This window comes from Phormidesmis sp. 146-12 (assembly GCF_052939495.1).
This window is the reverse complement of record NZ_JBJPHS010000212.1, coordinates 1-4,285: the sequence shown is the minus strand read 5'-3', so window position 1 is coordinate 4,285 and position 4,285 is coordinate 1. Positions and strand designations below refer to the sequence as shown.

The 4,285-nt window shown below is 38.5% G+C and carries 3 protein-coding genes; all 3 read left to right on the top strand.

Features of this window, described 5'->3' with window-relative positions; translation table 11 throughout:
* Nucleotides 1–55 precede the first annotated feature (55 nt).
* The 3 genes from ACKFKF_RS34390 (at nt 56) to ACKFKF_RS34380 (ending at nt 4,005) form a co-directional block, all read left to right on the top strand.
* Nucleotides 56–472, top strand: coding sequence for an amidohydrolase family protein (locus ACKFKF_RS34390; RefSeq protein ID WP_446871855.1), 417 nt, complete (start codon nt 56–58; stop codon nt 470–472).
* 877 nt (nt 473–1,349) lie between these two features.
* Nucleotides 1,350–3,593, top strand: a complete 2,244-nt coding sequence (locus tag ACKFKF_RS34385) for a hypothetical protein (RefSeq protein WP_446871854.1) — start codon at nt 1,350–1,352, stop codon at nt 3,591–3,593.
* Nucleotides 3,526–4,005, top strand: a complete 480-nt coding sequence (locus tag ACKFKF_RS34380; protein WP_446871853.1) for a hypothetical protein — start codon at nt 3,526–3,528, stop codon at nt 4,003–4,005. The genes ACKFKF_RS34385 and ACKFKF_RS34380 overlap by 68 nt, the downstream gene beginning before the upstream one ends.
* Nucleotides 4,006–4,285: the final 280 nt, after the last annotated feature.

Genomic DNA, 4,285 nt, shown 5'->3' with positions numbered 1-4,285 from the left:
TACCAAGACTATTCCAATGCGGATCTGACCGTTTTTCTAATCATGCAACAAAGCCATTCACAGCCTCAAGTTTGGAGCATTGATTCACAAAGGCTATCACCGCGACCCCACCATCATCACCGCCGAGAAAGTGTTAGAAATGGCGACGATCGACGGTGCCAAAGCAATCGGACTGGATGCTGAAATTGGCTCGATCGAAGTTGGTAAAAAAGCCGATCTGGTCGTGCTAAACTTCGACAGTTTTTTCGCCAATCCCATTCACTCGCCGCTCTCTAGCCTCGTCTACTCCGCCCTGGGCAACGAACCCGAACTAGTGATGATTGACGGTCAGATTGTGATGCAAGACCGAGTAATGACGACTGTATCCGAAGCAGACGTGATGAAAGCTGCCCAGATTGCCGCCGACGATTTAGCAAAACGAGCCGGAACTGAGCGATTTAAGAAAAGACCCTGGCGATCGTTGGCTAACTAGCATCTTATTCAAGCGTTTTATTCAATATTACTTGAACACTTTTTTCAGACAACTTCTGAAGAATTTTACTGGTTTTGCAGACTTCGCTTTTTGATGCAGCAAGATGACACAAACTAGGCACATCGCAAAGTCTATTGAACCAGAGGAAAAATTATGATGAACAGTAGACTTAAAAATCAAGCCGAAGAGATCATTAGTCGTATGATCCAATATCTAGAATCTGTTCTAGAAAAGCTATAGATCACTCTGTTCAAGTTATGAACTACATTTTTGTGAATACAATCTAGCTGTAAGTGGGCAGATACGATGATTTACAAGACACATTTCGGTTCTGCTCAATGCTCAATCTTTTGATGAGACGAGGGTTGAGCGGAGTCAAAATCCGGCAACTTCGGTTGGTTTTAATTTTGCCCTTCTACTTATCTGAAGATCCTGTTGGAGCAGATAGGCTTACATTGAAAATTTTTGCAACGGTTGAGCGATCTACTTCATGTTCTCAATCAAGCTTCTCAGCTAAACTTTTTCGACCAACTTAATAGATATAGCAGTTCTATTCGAGTTGTAAGAATTGGATAGAGCGAAAGCCTTGCTCTGCATAAGTAGGCTCTCACGTTTCACTTAGGACTGCTACAGAAGGGCAAGATTAAAGCTAACTTAAATTACATCTCCCACGATCAAGAGTGTGCCTCAACTCTTTCTGAGCAGCCTTGCAACGAAAGCTCTAATTTGAGATATTCATGACAATATTGCAGAATCAAAACGTATATTTACTTTCCGAAATAATACTAACAGTTTCTTATCTGTAAGGGTAGGTCATTTGTATTGCAAAAGAATATTTGTGTAGTACCATAAGTGGAAGCCGAGTTGCAAATCTAACATGTCCATCAATATTCAATGCAAGAAGATTCTAGAGGGAATTGAAGACTTAGAAAAATATCTTCAGGAGTCGATTTCCAAAGAAGCACTAGATTTAGATTCTAATATTGAGACAATTAAGAATCAGGAATTACTTTCTCACTTGAAGCGTAGCTTGGTTCAGTATACTGAGAGAGGGAAAAATTTAATATACATAGGTTTCATGGGTCACTTCTCGGCAGGAAAATCAAGCACCATTAATTCGCTGCTTTGTTTAACTGAAGAATCAGAAGAAGCCAGAAAGGTAGGATTAAACCCTGTTGATAAAGCAATCACTCTCATCACTCATAATGAGAACCGAGATGTAATTTTTGGTAATACACGGGAAGGATTAGTAACGATCAGATCTAGTTTTATAGACAAAGAGTTTCTAAGAGACATAGTTATAGCTGATACGCCAGGTGCTGGTGATCCGGGTCTCGCCAAAGAAGTTGCGAAAAATTTCTTGCCAATTTGTGATTTGATTGTCTACTTTCTTTCTGCTGCTGTTCCGCTTGATGATGCAGACACACCACTATTAAGTGAGAAGGACTCCCATTTAGCTTTTGTTCCAATGCAGATTGTTGTTACACGAGCAGATGAATTTAAGCTAGATCATGACACTAGCTTTAGTCATAATAACTTCGATAAGAGAAGAGCAAATTCCTTTTTGAGCGAGTTATGCCAAAGAGTAAACCAATTATTCAAAAATAGTTCTCATATAGATGCACAAAGCGTACTACTAATCGATAACAAATCTCAATTCAATATAGAAGTATTGCGACAAACTCTTCTCGATTTCGCTAATGTCTCTAATATTGAGTCGCAGATTAGTATTCATGACTACAAAGTTCTATATTTCCGCTCTAGCGCGGATGGACTAAAATCTTTTTTCTGTTCTTTCCTGCTTGAAAAGTTGCAAACTCTTTCAAGCATTATTAAAACCGCAGAGGATAACATCAAGCAATTTCAGGGAAAGATTCGAGTAACCAACAATACTCTCACAGAGACTTGGAGCAGCAAGCTTGTTTCACTTAGAGAAATAGAACAAGATGTGCAAAGCTACTTACCCGACGTGCTAGAAATGCCTAGTTCGATAGAACTAACGTGTCACAGCACAGAAAGAGCCAAATTCTTGGAATATGTTTTGAAACAAGAGGCAACGCGCCAAACAGAATTGATCATCAAAGGTATTTGGCGAAGTCTAGTACCACAATTAAAAGAGGTAATTTCTGATAGTAAGCGAAAAGCCGAGAAGCTCTCTTCGTTAGAAAATACAGTTAGTCTCGAACAACTAGAGCTAAAATTCCCACGAGTTCAAAAGCATAAACTGTTTGTTAATACGGAATTTTTTCCATCACCAGTTCTCTCAAGTCAAGCTCTAGAAATTCGACGTAATATTGATGACAGAGTAATCAAATATCATCATAACTTGGCATCTGCTATTAAAAACTTCAAGCAATTATTGACTGAGCAACGTCCTCTGAGAGACTATACCTCGCTTCTTAATTCAGCAGTTGATGGTTTAGCTCAAGACTTTGATGCTTATTTTGATGCCGTTAAAGTATACACAACTGGCGTATTTGCGTATAAAACAAAAGAAGCTATTTCTAAACTGGGACTTATGCACCAGATGGACGAATTAGAATCTGCCGAGTTGACTGATGACCAGAAAGTGACTATTAAACAGGAAGCTCAAGAGCACGTTTTTCCTGAAACTTCTCAAGCCTTCATTGAAACTTTCAAAAACTTTGTTGAATTACAAGTACGTGCTGAAGAACTTCAACGAAACATCAAAGCTATGTCTTCTGATAGGGTATCTGCAATTAGTGGAGAGTTAGAAGAATGGCAGGACTCTCAAGTTAACGTTATTAAGGACGAACTAACTGAGCAAACTCAGTCTTATGTCAATGAATTGGAACAAACAACCAATGGGAAGATAAAAAGCCTTGTCGCTGATACTTCTAATAGTTGGAGCAGCGAAGTTAGTAAACTAAGGATTGAGAGAAGAAACAGATTTATAATAATCGTCTCATCATTTTTCGCCTTCAGTTTAATTGGCTATTTTCTTTGGCTTTTTGGGTGGCAACAAAACTTGTCAGGCAATATCTTCTCACAATCTGTTTTTGGTGTAGTTATTAATCTTGCCAGTAGCCTTATTGGAGCGAGCTATTACCGCAAAAGCTTCAGACAGATTTCCTATTCGTATAGGGGCGAAAGAAAGTGAATTACTTGGAAGGTTTCGCCAAGAGTATTCAAAAATCATTAACGATGAGATAGAGAAGTTTCAAGCTACAACAGATTTTGATAGCCAGTCAATTCAAGAATTCTGGAAGAATTTCCTAATAATCGAACCACTAAAAATGTGGTCTGTAAGTAGAGAAAGCTTTTACAAAAATCTTATTCTTTATAATAGAACGTACTCTGAACCTCATCATGAGTATCTCAAAGTTGTGAATGAAGCAGCAGAAATTGCTTCAGATTATTTCTCTGAGCCGAGCAGAAATTTGCAAAAACTGAATGAATTTTCAGACAACTTACAGCAGACTGCGATTCAACCTTCTTTTGAGCTACTTGCTGAAACAAAAATCAATCTAGAAACTGTTATTGAGAAAATTCAAAAGATTGACTTTGCTTAAGCTCATGCTACATCCGTAGCAATGCTTAGGAAGCTATTCAAAATAAGTTGAACAGATTAGTCGTATGGCTGTCCGAACTCCTACTGAAGCTAGAATTCCTGAGAAATACAAATCTATAAAACTGTATCTGAATGTTCAACTTATTTTGAATAGTTGCCTTACAAATCACCGTGTCCGCCTACTCCTTACTATCCTACCGAAACGCTCTTCTTCATCCCTGCCAAACACCAGAAAAAATGCTTTTTACGGCCAATGCGATTCGAGTTAAGTCTTCGTTGAG